This window comes from Streptomyces sp. NPDC021562, from assembly GCF_040640875.1.
Classification (GTDB): domain Bacteria; phylum Actinomycetota; class Actinomycetes; order Streptomycetales; family Streptomycetaceae; genus Streptomyces.
On record NZ_JBFACN010000002.1, the window covers coordinates 234,159 to 248,335 of the forward strand.

The 14,177-nt window shown below is 72.3% G+C and carries 12 protein-coding genes and 1 tRNA gene; 6 read left to right on the forward strand and 7 right to left on the reverse strand.

Going from position 1 to position 14,177, the window contains the following annotated elements; all coding sequences use genetic code 11:
- Nucleotides 1-102: 102 nt before the first annotated feature.
- Nucleotides 103-179, forward strand: a tRNA-Ile gene (locus tag AB0G52_RS03485).
- Nucleotides 180-420: 241 nt separating this feature from the next.
- On the opposite strand, the gene AB0G52_RS03490 is transcribed toward AB0G52_RS03485, so the two are convergent.
- The 3 genes from AB0G52_RS03490 to AB0G52_RS03500 form a co-directional block, all read right to left on the reverse strand.
- On the reverse strand, nt 421-4,485 hold the full coding sequence (locus AB0G52_RS03490) for a WD40 repeat domain-containing protein (protein WP_361333275.1): 4,065 nt from the start codon (nt 4,483-4,485) through the stop codon (nt 421-423).
- A 435-nt stretch (nt 4,486-4,920) separates the two neighbouring features.
- Nucleotides 4,921-5,391, reverse strand: a complete 471-nt coding sequence (locus AB0G52_RS03495; RefSeq protein ID WP_132888356.1) for a hypothetical protein — start codon at nt 5,389-5,391, stop codon at nt 4,921-4,923.
- Between the two features lie 44 nt (nt 5,392-5,435).
- A complete protein-coding gene (locus AB0G52_RS03500; protein WP_361333278.1) occupies nt 5,436-5,885 on the reverse strand; it encodes a DoxX family membrane protein in 450 nt (149 codons plus the stop codon).
- A 183-nt stretch (nt 5,886-6,068) separates the two neighbouring features.
- On the opposite strand from AB0G52_RS03500, the gene AB0G52_RS03505 reads away from it, so the two are divergent.
- Genes AB0G52_RS03505 through AB0G52_RS03515 form a run of 3 tightly spaced genes read left to right on the forward strand, consistent with a single transcriptional unit; the run spans nt 6,069 to nt 8,451 of the window.
- A complete protein-coding gene (locus AB0G52_RS03505) occupies nt 6,069-7,280 on the forward strand; it encodes an amidohydrolase family protein (protein ID WP_361333281.1) in 1,212 nt (403 codons plus the stop codon).
- Between the two features lie 37 nt (nt 7,281-7,317).
- Nucleotides 7,318-7,521, forward strand: a complete 204-nt coding sequence (locus AB0G52_RS03510; RefSeq protein WP_132888359.1) for a ferredoxin — start codon at nt 7,318-7,320, stop codon at nt 7,519-7,521.
- Between the two features lie 3 nt (nt 7,522-7,524).
- Nucleotides 7,525-8,451, forward strand: a complete 927-nt coding sequence (locus AB0G52_RS03515) for an FkbM family methyltransferase (RefSeq protein ID WP_132888360.1) — start codon at nt 7,525-7,527, stop codon at nt 8,449-8,451.
- Between the two features lie 4 nt (nt 8,452-8,455).
- On the opposite strand, the gene AB0G52_RS03520 is transcribed toward AB0G52_RS03515, so the two are convergent.
- From AB0G52_RS03520 to AB0G52_RS03530, 3 genes are all read right to left on the reverse strand, one after another.
- Entirely contained in the window at nt 8,456-9,205 is a 750-nt protein-coding gene (locus AB0G52_RS03520) for a glycosyltransferase family 2 protein (protein WP_361333285.1), read from the reverse strand.
- A 7-nt stretch (nt 9,206-9,212) separates the two neighbouring features.
- A complete protein-coding gene (locus tag AB0G52_RS03525) occupies nt 9,213-10,001 on the reverse strand; it encodes a GntR family transcriptional regulator (protein ID WP_132888362.1) in 789 nt (262 codons plus the stop codon).
- 208 nt (nt 10,002-10,209) lie between these two features.
- Complete coding sequence (locus AB0G52_RS03530; protein WP_132888363.1) at nt 10,210-10,557, reverse strand: DUF6344 domain-containing protein; 348 nt, start codon at nt 10,555-10,557, stop codon at nt 10,210-10,212.
- 339 nt (nt 10,558-10,896) lie between these two features.
- On the opposite strand from AB0G52_RS03530, the gene AB0G52_RS03535 reads away from it, so the two are divergent.
- Together AB0G52_RS03535 and AB0G52_RS03540 are read left to right on the forward strand one after the other, a co-directional pair.
- Nucleotides 10,897-11,025, forward strand: a complete 129-nt coding sequence (locus AB0G52_RS03535) for a DLW-39 family protein (RefSeq protein WP_003999697.1) — start codon at nt 10,897-10,899, stop codon at nt 11,023-11,025.
- A 263-nt stretch (nt 11,026-11,288) separates the two neighbouring features.
- Entirely contained in the window at nt 11,289-12,566 is a 1,278-nt protein-coding gene (locus AB0G52_RS03540) for a hypothetical protein (protein ID WP_361333289.1), read from the forward strand.
- On the opposite strand, the gene AB0G52_RS03545 is transcribed toward AB0G52_RS03540, so the two are convergent.
- Nucleotides 12,530-14,137 (reverse strand): serine/threonine-protein kinase, encoded by a 1,608-nt coding sequence (locus AB0G52_RS03545; protein WP_361333292.1) that lies wholly within the window; start codon nt 14,135-14,137, stop codon nt 12,530-12,532. The genes AB0G52_RS03540 and AB0G52_RS03545 overlap by 37 nt on opposite strands.
- Between the last annotated feature and the right edge of the window lie 40 nt (nt 14,138-14,177).

Below are 14,177 nucleotides of genomic sequence, written 5' to 3' on the forward strand. Positions count from 1 at the left end.
AAACGTCTCCTGTCGGTCCTCCGACAACCGATTTTGGGACTGCCCCGGTCGTGCGCTAATCTTCAGGAGTCAGCGCGCGGGACACACACCGCAGAGCGCGGCGGGGCTATAGCTCAGTTGGTTAGAGCGCATCCCTGATAAGGATGAGGCCACAGGTTCAAATCCTGTTAGCCCCACCAGCGAGAAGACCCCCGGTCCAGCAGGACCGGGGGTCTTCTGCGTTCCGTCTCCGTGGTGGGGCGTGCGGACGGGGGGCAGGGTGGGGGCACGGAAAAACCCGACCGCTGGCGACGGGGGATGCGCCAGCGATCGGGCTGTGTCCAGCCTAACAAGGTGACCTGTGCGGTGGGAGTCAACTTCTCGGCCGTTCTGAGCAGTTGTGATCGGGATCACTCATGCGTGGTCGCGAGTGGGTAGGGATCAGTCGTCACAGGGCGGGTCGTAGGTGAGGCGGGGGAGGTACTCGCGCCATCTGGCCGGGGTGAGGACGTTGCGGGTGGCCGAGCAGATCCGGGTGACCGCATGGTCGACGTCCAGGCTCCACAGGCGGACCGTGTCGGCGCCGCTGGAGACGCCCAGCATGTCGCTGCGCGGGCCGAAGGAGAGGAAGTTGCCGGTCTTGGCGTTGGGGCTCATCGACTGGCCGATGGGGTGGGCGGAGCCGGGGTCGGAGACGCTCCACAGGCGGACCGTGTTGTCGTTGCCGCCGCTGGCCAGGGTCCGGCCGTCCCGGCTGAAGGTCAGGGAGACGACGGCCTCCGTGTGGCCGGTGAGGACCGCGGCCGGCCGGGTCGCGTGCGTCGGGTCGGAGACGTCCCACAGCCGGACCGTGTCGTCGTCGCTGCCGCTGGCCAGGGTGTGCCCGTCGGGGCTGTAGGCCAGGGTGTTGATGGGGCCCAGATGGCCGGTGAGGGGGGTGCCGAGGGCCTTGGCGTGCGCCGGGTCGGAGACGTCCCACAGGCGGACCGTGCCGTCCGCGCTGCCGCTGGCCAGGGTCCGGCCGTCCGGGCTGAAGACGAGCGCGTTGACGTAACCGGTGTGGCCCCCCAGGGGTGCGCCGAGGCGCCTGGGCCGGGCCGGGTCCGAGATGTCCAGGAGCTGGACGGTGCGGTCGTCGTAGTCGGCGGCCACGGTGTGCCCGTCGGGGCTCAGCGCCAGCGCGTCGGAGCCCGCGTACCGGGTGTCCAGCCGGATCGGTGCGCCGTACTGGGCGGGGTGCGCGGGGTCGGAGACGTTCCACAGCTGTACCCAGTTGACGTTGTTCTCGCCGGTCAGGATGACCAGGGTGCGGCCGTCGCGGGTGAAGACCATCGAGCGCAGGTCCCGCCAGCCGGTCCGGAACGGTTCGCCGAGTCCCCTCGGCCGCGCCGGATCCGAGATGTTCCACAGCCGCATCCGGCTGTCGCCGCCACCGGTGGCGAGGACGCGTCCGTCCGGGCTGAACGTCCCCGCCTCACCGATCATGTCCGTCCCCGGAACCGACCACAGCCGCACCTTGCCGTCTCCGCTGCCGGTGGCGAGGGTGTGCCCGTCCGGGCTCCAGCCCACGGCGTACATCTCGCCGCTGCTCCCCGCGAGCGGCTCGCCCACCTGGGAGGGGAACGCCGGGTTGTCGACGTTCCACAGGCTGGCCGTGGAATCCGCGCTGCCCGCCGCCAGCATGGAGCCGTCGGGACTGAAGGCCACCGACCAGACGGGCCCGGTGTGGCCGGTGAGCGGCCCGCCCAGGGCCTTGGCGTGGGCCCGGTCGGAGACGTCCCACAGCCGTACGGTGTCGTCCTTGCTGCCGCTGGCCAGCGTCCGGCCGTCCGGGCTGAAGGCCACGGAGTGCACGGTCATGGAGTGGCCGAGCAGCGCAGGGCCGACGCGCTCGGGGTGCCGGACGTCGGAGACGTCGTAGAGCAGGATCGCGTTGTCGTCGCTGCCGGCCGCGAGCGTGTGGCCGTCGGGGCTGAACGCGATGGACCGCACCGCCTCGGTGTGGCCGGTGAGGGTGCCCAGCGACGCGGGGTGACGCGGGTCGCGCACGTCCCACAGGCGGACGGTGTGGTCCTCGTCCGCGGTGGCCAGGGTCCGGCCGTCCGGGCTGAAGGAGGCCAGGTAGACGGTGCCGTCGTGGCCGTCCAGGGGTGAGCCCAGGAGGGCGGGGTGCTTCGGGTCGGAGACGTCCCACAGGCGGACCGTGCCGTCGTCGCCGGCGCTGGCCAGGGTCTTGCCGTCCGGACTGAAGACCGCGCTGGAGACCCAGCTGGTGTGGCCGCGCAGTGGCGCGCCCAGGGGTGCGGGCCGGGTCGGGTCGCTGACGTCCCACAGCCGGACCGTGCGGTCGTAGGCGGCGGTGGCCAGGATCTTGCCGTCGGGGCTGAAGGAGGTCAGGTAGACGGCGCCGGTGTGGCCGAGGAGCGGGGTGGCGAGGGGAGCGTTCACGATCGAGATCAGGCGGTTGGCGGCACCCTCGTCGTCCTGGCGCAGCCGGTGGGCCACCAGGTCCAGCTGGGCGGAGAGCGACGGGTCCGAGTACTGGAACCGGTCGGCCTCCGCGACCACCTGCTCGAACACCGCGTCGTCCCGCTGCTGCCGGGCGACCACCGCGGAACCGGCGGCCAGCACCGCGAGCACGACCAGCGCCGACACCGCGGCCCGGCTGAGCCAGACCGTCCGCCGGCGCAGCCGGACCGAGGCCGCCAGGAACTCCACCGCGCTGCGGGTCAGGAAGGTGTCACCGGCCGACTTCGCCCAGGCGTGGGCCTGTTCGAGCCGTGAACCCCTGTAGAGGAGTGCGGAGTCGTGGTGCGACTCGTCCCAGGCCCGGCCGTCCTCCTCCAGCCGCTGGCGCAGCAGGTTGCCGTTGCGGTCCTCGTCCAGCCAGTCGCGCAGCCGGGGCCAGGCGTGCAGCAGTGCCTCATGGGTGATCTCCACGGTGTCCGCGTCCAGCGTCACCAGCCGGGCCCGGACGAGGGCTTCGAGGGACTCCTCCGTCTTGTTCGGGTCGGTGGACTCGGCGGCCAGCTGACGCCGGGTGCCGCGTCTGCGGGTCGCCTGGGTGTCCTCGCCGAGCCGGACCAGGCGGAGCAGGAGCAGCCGGGCGGCGGTACGGGCGGCGGGGTCGAGGCCGGACCAGGCGCGTTCGGCGGTCGCGGCGACGGCGCCCTGGATACCGCCGGCCGCCCGGTAACCGGCCAGGGTCAGCCGGCCCGCCTTGCGGCGCTGCCAGGTGGCGAGCAGGGCGTGGGAGAGGAGGGGGAGGACACCGGCGTCATGGGCACCGCGAGGGCCGTCGGCGCTCACCTCACGGACGATCAGTTCGGCGAGACCGGGCTCCAGTTCCAGGCCCACCGCCTTGGCGGGACCGGTCACGGCCTCGCGCAGTTCGGCGGTGGTCAGCGGGCCGAGCACCATGTGCCGGTGCTGGAGCGCGTCGGCCAGCTCCGGGTAGCCGAGGCACTGCTCGTAGAAGTCGGCGCGGATGCCGACGACGACCAGGGCGGGAGCCTGCCGGCCGGGAGCGGCGGGTGTGCTGGCGGCGTGCAGGAGCCGGACGAAGGTGCGGCGGTCCGCCTCGTCGGCGCAGAGGGTGAAGGCTTCCTCGAACTGGTCCACGATCACGACCGGGCGGTGCGGAGGAGGACCGTCGGTCGGAGGAGAGGCATCAGCCGCAGTGGGACCGTCGGCCGGATGGTCCGTGTCGGCCCTCGTGGGCCGTGTTTCACGTGAAACATCTTCGGGCTTCCGTCGGGCCCAGGCCGTGACCGCTTCCCGTACGGCGTCCGGGTCGTCCAGCTCCGGCAGGCCGGACAGCTGGGGTATCCGGCGGGTCAGTTCCTTCACCGGGTCCGCTCCCGGCACCAGTTGAAGGATCTCGGACGGGCGTCCCTCGTCCTCGGCGAGGGCACCGTTCTGCAGCGCGGTGACCAGACCGGCGTTCAGCAGCGAGGACTTTCCCGCGCCCGAGGCGCCGACGAGCATGACCAGACCGCCGGTCGCCTCCGCCGAGCGGAGCTGGGCGACCAGGGCGTCGGTACTGCGTTCCCGGCCGAAGAACCAGCGGGCGTCCTCACGCCGGTAGGAGGCCAGACCCCGGTACGGGCAGACGCTGTCGACCGACGGCGCCGGTTCCGTCTCCTCGGCCGCTTCCGGCACGCCGGTCTCGGCGACCGGGTCCGCCACGGCCCGCTCCCACAGCTTCTGCCACTGCGTCAGGTCGTACAGCCCGGAGGAGACCGGTGTCGGTTGGACGCGACGGGCCTGCGGGATGAGGACATGGAGCACGGCGGAGAGCGCCGCGAACTGTGCGGGGACGTTCTTCGCCCGCCTCCAGTCGCTGATGCGCTGGGCGGAGACCCGTACGGGCCGGCCCCGCTCGTCCATGCGCTGCAGCCGGTCGACCGCCTCGGCGACGCGCTTGAGCGGAGGATTGCCGGCCTCCTTGTACAGCAGCGCGAGACGTTCCGCGAAGGCCGTGCGTGCCCCGGCATCGGGACCCAAGGTGCTCCACCCCTTTACTTCCCCCGCTGCTGAACATCCGGACCGGAAAACTCACTTTATACGGCTGACCTGCGGCGAAGCCTTGAGGTGGCTGTCCGGACCTCCTCAGATGTGCACCTCGGCTGGCAGGATTTCGTTCCAGCAACGCGGTAATCGGGGGTCGCCCGACGGGCCGACCAGCTCAGCAGTCGCAGGGACAGCTCACGGCACCGCACGTTCTCGGTCACCTTCGCCCGGCGCGATCCCGCCGGAGTGACCGGAAGACAGGAGCCGCTCTCGCCTACCGAGCCGGCCGTCCTCCTCAGGGGCGCGGTCCGATGTCACCCGCGCCGTTCGGCGCCGGTCCCCACGTGGGGAGGGACCGGCGCCGAACGGCACGGGGTCGGCGTGCGGCACGCTTCGGAAGGCGTGCGGTCCGTCGTGCCGCCGGTGGTCTCAGGGCCGTATCCAGCCTGCCGCGCGTGCCGTAGCGGCCGCGTGTTCCTCCGCGGCCTCGGCCGCCGCGTTCAGCTCGGGGTTCTGTCCCGCCGCGGTACCGCCCGCCGCCGTCGCGGCCGCCCGGGACGCGGCGAGGGCGGCGCGCAGGGCCGTGGCGGCCGCCGGGCTGTCGTCCAGGGCCTCGGCGACCTGTGCGGCCAGGGCCGCGGTGGCGGCGGCGTTGCGCGCGCAGCGGGCGGCTGCCGCCGGGTCGGACGCGGGCGCGTCCAGGGCGGTGAGGGACTGGGCCGACAGCCGGAGCGCGTTCGCGGCCCGGCCGACGGGGGTCGTGGGGACGGTCTGCGCGGCGTCGGGGGTGATCCCGGCGTGGTGGCAGGTGGCGGCTGCCCGTGCGTAGGCGCTGCGGGCGCGGGTCGCGTGCAGGTTTCCGGGGGTTTCTGTCGAGGGAGGCTCTGCGAGGCCGGTCATGTGGTGTCTCCTCGATGGCGGGGCCGTTGGGGGCGGTTCCCCGGTCAGCCGAACAGGCCCAGGGTGTTGTCCAGGGACCAGGTCTGCCAGCTGATCGCGAACAGGGCGGTGAGGGAGATCAGGGCCATCATCAGGTTCTGTCCCTGTTCCGCCCAGTCGTGGATCATGAGGATCAGGTAGACCAGGTTGAGCAGGCACCCGGCCACCAGTGCGACCGGGGTGAGGAAGCCGGACACCAGGCCGAGGCCCAGGGCGAGTTCCGCGTACGCCACCACGTAGGCCATCAGCCGGGGCCGTGGCGCGACGACGGTGTCGAAGCCCCGTCGGACCGCCGGCCAGCGGTGTTTTTCCGCGACTCCGGCCGCCCACCTGATGCCTCCGCCGCCGAACCACTGCTTCTTGTCCTTGTGCCGCCAGCTCTCCAGCCACCACAGTCCGAGCCCGATGCGGAGCACCGCGAACCATTCGGCACCGCTCAGCAAGGCTGATCGCATCCCGCGCCCTCCCCGGATCCCGTACCCATCTGACGATCCGTCAGTTCAGCGGAAGGCGGCGCGGGCCGCAAGGGGTCCGGCGGCTCTTGCTGGTACCGGCTCGCGGGCCTAGCCTGAAGACCGACGACGTATCTGATGGACCGTCAGATCTACCGGAGACTCCGCAGGCAGCAGGGGGTAGGCATGGCAGACGACGCGACCGGCACCCAGGATCTGCCCAGGGTGATCAGCGTGGACGACCACGTGATCGAGCCCGCGCACCTCTTCGACAGGTGGCTGCCGGGCAAGTACCGCGACAAGGGGCCCAAGCCCTTCACCGCAGGCATCGGTGAGCTCGCCTACATCGGCGGCAAGTACCGCTTCACCACCGACCCCCAGGGCCAGATCACCGACTGGTGGGAGTACGAGGGCCTGCTCTTCCCGTACAAGCGCATCATCGCGGCGGTCGGTTTCTCCCGGGACGAGATGACGCTCGACGGCATCACCCGGGAGCAGATGCGGCCCGGCTGCTGGGACCCGAAGGAACGGCTCAAGGACATGGACGTCAACCATGTCGAGGCCTCGCTCTGCTTCCCGACCTTCCCCCGTTTCTGCGGGCAGACCTTCGCCGAGGCCGAGGACAAGGAGGTCGCGCTGGCCTGTGTCCGCGCCTACAACGACTGGATGGTGGAGGAGTGGTGCGGGGACAGCGGCGGCCGGCTGATTCCGCTGTGCCTGATCCCGCTGTGGGACATCGACCTGGCCGTCGCCGAGATCCGGCGCAACGCCGCGCGGGGGGTGCGCGCGGTCACCTTCAGCGAGATCCCCACCTACCTGGGCCTGCCGTCCATCCACTCCGGTTACTGGGACCCGTTCTTCGCGGCCTGCGAGGAGACCGGGACGGTCGTCAACATGCACATCGGCAGCAGCTCCCAGATGCCGGCCGCCTCCCCGGACGCACCGCCCGCCGTGCAGGCCTCGCTGAGCTTCAACAACGCCATGGCCTCGATGATGGACTTCCTCTTCTCCGGGGTCCTGGTGAAGTTCCCCCGGCTCAAGCTGGCGTACAGCGAGGGACAGATGGGCTGGATCCCGTACGCCCTGGAGCGTGCCGACGACGTCTGGGAGGAGCACCGCGCCTGGGGCGGGGTCAAGGACCTGATCCCGGAGCCGCCGTCGACCTACTACTACCGGCAGATCTTCTGCTGCTTCTTCCGCGACCGGCACGGCATCGAGGCGATCGAGACCGTCGGCGTGGACAACGCGACCTTCGAGACGGACTACCCGCACGTCGACTCGACCTGGCCGGAGACCAAACGCGTCGCCCAGGAGCACGTGGGCGGCCTGGCCCCGGAGGTGGCGTACAAACTGCTGCGCGGCAACGCCATCCGGATGCTGGAGCTGCCGTTCACGTAGCCGGTTCAGCGGGTGTTCCGCTGGGCAGGGACCATCCATGAAGGTCTCCGTCGACGCCGACGTCTGCTACGGATCCGGCGAGTGCGCCTTCCGGGCGCCCGCTGTGTTCGGTTTCGAGGACGGGTACGGTTTCGTCCTGCCCGGACGCGCGGAGTCCGGGGACGACGAACTGGTCCGGGACATCGCCGAGCGCTGCCCCTCCCAGGCGATCCGGATCGACGGCAAGAAGGTCACCGACTAGCGGATGAGCAGCACCGGCACGCACCTCACCGAACTCCTGGCCACCCTCGGCCGCCGCTACGTCCGCGACTTCCCCCGCCCCTGGGGCAAGACCGTCGCCGCCCGTGCGCTCAACCCCTACCTGCGCGACCACCCGCGCCGGCGCGTCGTGGAGACGCTCACCGGCGCCCGGTTCGCCGTCGACACCCAGGACCTCATCCAGCGCTACCTCTACCTCTTCGGGGTGTGGGAGCCGCACATGACCCGCTGGCTGTGCGGCCGGCTGGCGCCCGGGGACTGCTTCGTCGACGTCGGCGCCAACATCGGCGTCTTCAGCGTCCTCGCCTCCCGCCTGGTCGGCCCGCAGGGCAGGGTGGTCGCCGTCGAGGCCTCCCCCGACTTCCACCGCCGACTGCGGCAGCAGAGCGCGCTCAACGGCTGCCGCAACGTCCGCGCGGTCAACGCCGCCGTCTCCGACGCCCACCGCACCCTGACCTTCGTGCTCGCCAGCTCCCGCAACATGGGCGCCAACAGCATCGTCCCCTGGGACGGACCGGCCGAGTCCACCTTCGACATCGAGGCCGCGCCGCTGCCCGAACTGCTGCTGCCGGAGGAGATCGAGACCGCCCGGGTCGTCAAGATCGACGTGGAGGGCGCCGAGGGGGCGGTGGTACGCGGGTTCGCCCCGCTGCTGGAGAAGCTGCGCCCGGACGCCGAGATCACCGTCGAGGTCACCCCCGAGCGCATGGCCCGGCTGGGCGACTCGGCCGACGACCTGCTGCGCACCATGACCGACGCGGGCTACCACGTCTACCGGCTGGCCAACAGCTACGCGGCCGACAGCTACCCCCGCGCCCGGCACGGCGAGCCCGTGGTGCCGGTGCGCTGGGAGGGGCCGGTCACCGAGGAGAGCGACCTGGTCTTCTCCCGGATCGACGCGGCGAGCCTGTGAGTGGTCAGCCGTACCGCCAGCCGAACTCCCCCAGCGCTCGTGCCCGGGCCGCCACCACCGCCATGCGGGCCTCCCGCTCGGCCGGGGCGGTGTGGGCCGACTGGCCGGTGACCTGGCCCTCCCACTTGCGGTAGAGCAGCCCGGCCTGGGCCGAGAACCAGCCCCGGCTCACCGCGTTCAGCGCGAGCAGCAGCCCGGTGTCCTCGGAGGCGGGCAGCGCCATCCAGCCGCCGAGGGCGAGCAGCAGTTCACGGCGGACGCAGAGGGTGGCCGGGTGGACCTGGGCCCGGAAGCCGTTCGCCGCCCAGAAGTCGAGCACCGCGCCGCGCTCGACCGGGCCCTCCGGCGGATCTCCCGGAAAACCGGCCGTCGTACCGTCGGGCAGCAGGTCGAGGGCGCGTGAGGTGACCCAGCCGACGGCCGGGTCGGCCTCCAGGGCCGCCAGGTCACGCGCCAGCGCCCCCGGCGTCAGCTGGTCGTCGGCGTCCAGGATCTTGACGTACGGCCCCTCGGCCCGTGCCAGGGCCATGGTGCGGGCGACCCCGGGGCCGCCGGCCCGGCCCTGCCGGAAGGACACCCGTGCGTCGTCGGGGACGTAGGGCAGGACGCCGTCCCCGGTCCCGTCCTGCTGGATCAGCCACCGCCACTCCCAGCCGTCCGGCAGCCGCTGCTCGCGGAGCGATCCGTACGCCTCCGGCAGGAAACGGGCCGACGGCGCGTGGACCGCGGTGACGACGGTGACGCGCCGGGTCACGCGGCGCTCACCACCTTTCCAGACGTGTGGTGTAGAGCAGTTCCGTGCGGTCGCCGGGGAGCGTGACGGACGTGATGTCCACGATGCGGTCCTGGATGTCGTACGACCGCTTGCGCAGCACGATCACCGAGGTGCCGGCCGGCAGGTCCAGTTCGCGGGCCTCCTCGGGCGTCGGCGGACGGGCGGTGCAGCGCTCCTCGACGCGGTCCACCTCGATGCCGACGGTGCGCAGCTGGTGCTGGGTGCCGCCCGGCCAGGGCTCCCTGGTCTCGTCCAGGAGAGCCGGGTTCGCCGCGATCAGGTCACGGACCAGATAGGAGGTCACGAGGCTGAAGGGAGCGGTCTCGGCCGCGTGCCGGGTGCGGTAGGTGCGTTCCAGCAGGGCGGTGCCCTCCGGCAGTCCGAACGCGTCGGCGAGCTCGCCGGACGCGGTCAGTTCGCGGTAGCGGGCGAAGAAGACCAGGTCGTCGACGACCAGGCCGGTGTCGTGCTCGGTCGCGCCGGTCCGGGCGCGGGTGGCCTCCGGCATCCGGGCCCGGTCCTTCTCCCACTGGTACCGCCCGTTGTCCCGCACCGCGCGGGTGCGCGGGCGGCGCACGAAGGTGCCGCTGCCGTGCCGTCTGTCGATCAGTCCCTCGGCACTCAGCAGCCGCAGGGCGTTCTGGACCGTCGGGACGCTCCGGCCGTAGTGCCGTGCCAGCTCCGCCTCGGAGGGGAGCCGGGCGCCGGGCTCGCGCCCGCCGTTCCTGATGGACCGGCGGAGATCGTCGGCGATCGCCTCGTAGGCCTTGGGCACGGGGCCAGCCTACGACTCCTCAACAGGACTTGCCGAGTCGAGCGGTGCTGAGCTGGGGATGTGCCAATGCTGGGCTGGGATGTGCCGGTGCTGGGCGTGGATGTGCGAAGACCCGTGGCCGGTGCCCGGCCACGGGTCTGAGTCGCAGTAGGCGCTGGTACGTACGCAAGTCGCCCTTGCGCCGTTGCGTCTGGACTGTCCGTGCGGTTCAGCAGTCGAGCGGGGCGGCGGGGTGGTCGCCCGGGGTCTCCGACTCGGTGGTGTCCAGGGGGCGGTGCCGGCAGCTGGGGGACTTTCCGTGGGCCTCGGCCCGGATGCGCTGCTTCATCGTGGGGGGCAGGGACCTGGCGTGGGACCAGAGCCAGTGGGTCTGTGCCGGGATCATCACCCGGTCGGTTCCCTTGTCGTGGTCGTCACCGCTGCTGTTGCGCGGGGCCTCGGTCCCCGGTACCGCGGCGGCGGTGGTGGCGGCGACGAATCCGAGCGCCGTGAACAGCGCGAGGAAGGCGGTGACGATGGCGGTCCACAGCTTCATGACCTTGGCGTTCCGGGCCATGGCCCCTCACTTTCGGGTTGGGCGATTTGCGTACTTTCCTCATGATGTGTATGGGGATCGCGAAGTGGGGGACCTCGACCCGTGGCGCGTCGATGTTCTGATGAACACCACCCGGATGGACGTAGGGAGGTCAGAAAACCTCTTAAACCGGGCGAGGCGGTGCAAAGTAACCCACTGTGAGGGTGTGATCACCCTCAGATCAGAACGGCGTCCGCGCCGGGCAACGCCCTGCGGCGGGCCCGAGTTGGGGCCTGATGCCAGGTCACCGATCGGTATCGGTCGGTGTGTATAGTCGGGCGCCAGAGGTCCCCTACGTCAAGGAAGAGACGAGGTCGCGCGGTGAAGAAGCTTCTCCTGGTCGCACTGGCCGCCATCGGCGGGCTCCTCGTGTACCGCCAGATCCAGGCGGATCGCGCCGAGCAGGATCTGTGGACGGAGGCGACTGACTCCGTGCCCACGGGTTCGTGAGTACTACCGACAACAGACGACACTGAGACCCCGGCCGCCGTAGCGGTCGGGGTTTTGCGTTGCCCGGGCCGCGTGGGCGCGGGGGGTGTTTCGGACGGTCGTACGGATCTCCGGGTGGCGCGCGGGCGCACGGGGCAGTATGGGGCCCGTCCGGAACTTCGGCGGCTGGCGAGCGACGGCTGGGAGCGCGCGTGACGGGGCGGTGGCGTACGGCGGGACGGCGGCGGCGTACGGCGGGGTGGCGGAGCAGCGGGGTGGCGGGCGTGCTCGCACTGTCGGTGTCGCTGACGGCGCTCCTGACGGCGGTGTTCCCGGCGGCCTCGGCGGTGGCGGACGGCGGCAGCGGATACGCCTTCGCCGCCGACGCCCGAACGGTCGCGGGGACGACGGGCACCGCGGAAGCCGTCCTGCTGCGGCCCGGCACCACGTACCGCAGCACCCTCCCGGAGAAGGGCGCGCGCTACTACCGTCTGGAACTCGCCGCCGGCACCACGGCCTACGTCCCCGTCACCGCCGTCCCGCCCACCGACGCCACCGTCTCCGCGAGCGACGGCATCGGAGTCTCCGTCGAGAACGCCGACGGGACCTCCTGCGACTACGACGGTGCCCGCTTCGGCGCCGGACTGAGCCCCCGGCCGATCACCGCGCTCGGGCGGCGGGACGCGAACCGCGCCCTGTGCCAGGGGGCTGGGACGTACTACCTGGTCGTCGAACGGCTCGTGACCGGCTCGAAGACCACGACCCCCGGCAGCTGGGACCTGGAGATCGCGCCCGTCACCGAACCGCCCCTGGCCCGCGCGGGCGCCACCACCGCCCCCGGGACCTGGGACTCCACGTCGCCCGAACCGCTCACCGGCGACCCGCGCCGCCGCTCCGGGGGCGCGGGCTTCAGCACGGCCCGGACCCTCGGCCAGGGCGTCTGGCACACCGACATCGCCCCCGGCCAGACCCTCTACTACGCCGTCCCGCTCGACTGGGGCCGGCGACTCCACGCCACCGTCGACCTCGACAGCAGCGACGGCGACGCCCACGGCTACGTCAGCGCCGCGCTCAACCTCTCCCTCTACAACCCCGTCCGCGGCTACGTCGACGACCTCTCCCTCGGCTACGACGGAACCCAGAAGTCGTCCTCCCTCGACCCGCTGCCGCCCGTGGCCTACACCAACCGGTACGCCGTCTCCGGCGAGCAGAACGCCGTCCGTTTCGCCGGCGCCTACTACCTCGTGGTCCACCTCACCGGGCAGACCTCGGCCGTCTTCGGACCGGGGCCGTACGGGGTGACGCTCCGGATCCGCGTCGACGGCACCCCGAACTCCGGCCCTGTGTACGCCGGTTCGTCCGTGCCGAAGGGTGTCTTCGACGCGGCGGCGGCCGATACCGGAGGCCTGCTGACCGGGGGCGGCTCCGGCGACCCCGCGATGCGGGCGCTCGCGGTCGCCGGGATCGGCACCGGCACGGCGCTGCTGCTCGTCCTGGGCGTGTGGACGCTGACCGCCCGGCGCGCTCAGATCCGGGTCAACGCCCAGAAACCCACGGCGTAACAGGCCAGCGCGAGGAGCAGGATCGGCACCGCCGCCTTGGCGGGAGGACCGGCCCGGCGTACCCGCCGCCGGCGCCGGCCGTGCGTGCGGGCGGACGTCGGCGGGCTCCCCGGCGCCTGCGAGCTCCCCGGGCTCTTCGGGTCGCGCGCGGTGTAGGTGGCGGTCGTGGTGTCGGTGTCCGGCAGGGCAGGCGGGAGGGGCTGTGCGGGGGGCCACGGGGCGGGGGCGACCTGCTCCGGTACGGGATGCGGCGAGGGCGGGGGCAGCGGCAGGGACGGCGGCTGCGGCTGCGGGAGGGGCTGTGCGGACGGCTGTGGTGGGTGTGGTGCGGCGGGCGCGAGGGGCGTCGGGGTCTGCGGCGGCGGGAGCCGGAAGCTGCCGGTATCGGACATGGAGACCGGGGTGTGGCCGGTGCCGGTGACAGGAGGAGGGCCCGCCTGAGGTCGCGGGGTCCCCTCCGGAGTGGACCGACCCGAGGGCGCCCCCGAACCCGCCTTGTACGCCGTCCCAGCCCCGGCCGCCGCCCCGGGCCCGGCCACTGCCTCGGCCGTCGCCCCTGGCCCAGTCACAGCTCCCGTCCCGGTCCCGGCTCCTGGCCCAGTCGCAGCCCCCGTCCCGGTTGCCGCCCCCACCCCCGTGGCCGGGCCAGCGTTCGCCTCCCCCTTTGCCCTGGCCAGCCCCGAAGCCGGTCGAAGTGGTCCTGTCGGTCCGAACCCCTCGGGCAGGGGCCCCAGTTGGTCGAAGATCTCGATCAACTCGTCGTCCGCGTCCGCCTCCGGGAGGAGCTCCCTCGCCTCGGCCAGCGCCCGGCGGGCACCGGTGGCCGTGTGGAAACGGGCGCGCGGATCAGGCTGGAGGAGGTTGGCGACGACCTGCCAGAGCGGGTCGGGGATGCCCTTGGGGGCGCCCGGGGTGCCGTGTTCCGCGAAGTACTGGACGAGCGCCTTGGCGTCCGGCTTGGCGCCTTCCAGGAGGTACAGGGCGACGAGCCCCACGGCGAACAGGTCGGCCGTGAAGTCCGGTTCGGCACCCATGAGTTGCTCGGGGGCGATGTAACCCGGGGTGCCGACCACGAGGTTGGTCTCGGTCAGCCGGGCCTCGCCGAGCCGCATGGCGATGCCGAAGTCGGACAGCCTGAGGCGCGGGCGGGCCGTGCCGGTGGCCTCCAGCAGGATGTTGGCGGGCTTGATGTCCCGGTGCACCACGTCCTCCGCGTGCACCGCGGCGAGACCGGAGAGCAACTGGTCGAGGAGGGTGCAGACGAAAGCCGGCGGCAACGGGCCGTAGTCCCCGACGAGATGGACCAGCGAGCCACCGGCGACCAGGTCCATCGTGAACAGGACCTTGTCGTCGTCGGCGGCCCAACTGGCGGGAGCCAGCACATGGGGATGGTCGATGCGCAGCGCCTGCTCCCGCACGAACCGCAGGAGCGCGTGGGCGTCGCGCTGCTGGAGCACCTTGGCCGCCACGTAGCGCTTGCGCCGGTGGTCCCAGGCACGCCAGACGGCACCCACTCCGCCATGACCGATCGGGTCGGCCAGTTCGTACCGGCCCGCGAAGACCTCACCCATGACTGCCCGCAGCCTCCCCCTCGAGTCCCCCCTGCCACAC